Below are 1,362 nucleotides of genomic sequence, written 5' to 3'. Positions count from 1 at the left end.
CCGCCGAAACCGGCTCGGCCTCGGAAGAGGTGCTGCATTCGGCCAAGACGCTGTCGTCCGAAAGCACCCGTCTGCGCGCCGAGCTCGACCGCTTCATGGGGAATATCCGGGCGGCGTAAGCGCTCAGCCGTCCCGGCCCCCCGTGCGCGATTGCGCACGAGGCCAGGACGACGAGACCCTGCGTCACGTAACCGCCGGTTGCGGCGCCACAAATTTACCGCAGCTTATCCTTTGCCATTTACCGTGCTCACGCGTCAGGAAGCGGGCTGCTTCCGGGCTGCGCCTGGTTTTCCGCGAATGGAATGGGGTGGGGAATGCCCGTCAAGTCGAAGCCGACCAGATCGAAGCTGCTCACCTTGCGTTTTCGCGCAAAAATCATCCTCGGCTTCGTGGCGGTGCTCGCCATCCTCGCGGTCAGCATGGCTTTCGCGTATTTCGGCTTCGAGCGGATTCAGGCCGCCGTGGCCTCCTACCGCTCCAGCGTCGCCGAAGCGGACCTTGCGCGGACGGTCGATCGCGAGCTGATCGCTTACCAGGGCTTGGCGCGGGCCTACACGCTGACCGGCGCGGCGGATGATGAGACCGCAGCCAAAGCAGCTGAAGAGAATTTGAGGGCCGCGATCGCCAAGTCGGCGGCGGCCACCACGGGCGCAGCCCGCCGCGAGCAGGTCGGCAGGCTCGAGGCCGACTTCAAGAGCTTCACCAAGGTGTTCGGCGAGATCATCACGTTGACGCGCGAGAACGGCAAGATCGCGACCGAGGAGCTCAACAGCGTCGGCAACAAGATCCGGTTCAAGTTCGACGATCTTGCCGATACCGCGGCATTGGCGGGCCTGAACTCGGTTCAGGGTACGGCCAAGGATATCACATCGCAATATCTGGCGGTCTCCACCTCGGTCAGCGCCTTCGTCGCCAAGCCGGAGCCGAAGACCGCCGACGGCGTGACCGCCCGCATCAAATTCCTGGAGACCCTGCTGGTCTCGATCTATGCCAACGACCAGAAGATCACCGACCGCGTCACCGAGATCAGCAATCTCCTCAAGCAGTACCGCGCCTCTTTTTCAAAGCTCACCGAGAACGTGAAGGTCATCGTCAAGCTGAACGGCGAGATGACCAAGACAGCCGCGTCCATTCTCAAGCTCTCGGGTGAGCTGCGATCGGAGCTGACGGCGGATCAGCAGCGCATCGAGGTCAACGCCAATGCCACCATCGGCGAGACCGAGCGGCTGATGCTGATGATGGCGCTGGGCGGCCTTGCCGTCGGCGCTGCGCTCGCCCTGATGCTGGGCAATGGCATTTCGCGTCCGATGATCGCGATGTGCAAGGCGATGCGCGAGCTTGCCGCGGGCAATTTCGACGTCG

1 pseudogene is annotated in these 1,362 nt (G+C 63.5%); it reads left to right on the top strand.

The features are described 5' to 3' along the window. Window positions 1-314: 314 nt before the first annotated feature. A pseudogene (locus tag IVB13_RS16860) lies at window positions 315-1,362 on the top strand (methyl-accepting chemotaxis protein); the annotation flags it as partial.

Origin of the sequence: Bradyrhizobium sp. 17, assembly GCF_023073515.1 — a bacterium.
GTDB classification, from domain to species: Bacteria; Pseudomonadota; Alphaproteobacteria; order Rhizobiales; family Xanthobacteraceae; genus Bradyrhizobium; species Bradyrhizobium canariense_D.
The sequence above is the reverse complement of the archived record's forward strand: the minus strand, read 5'-3'. Positions and strand labels throughout refer to the sequence as shown.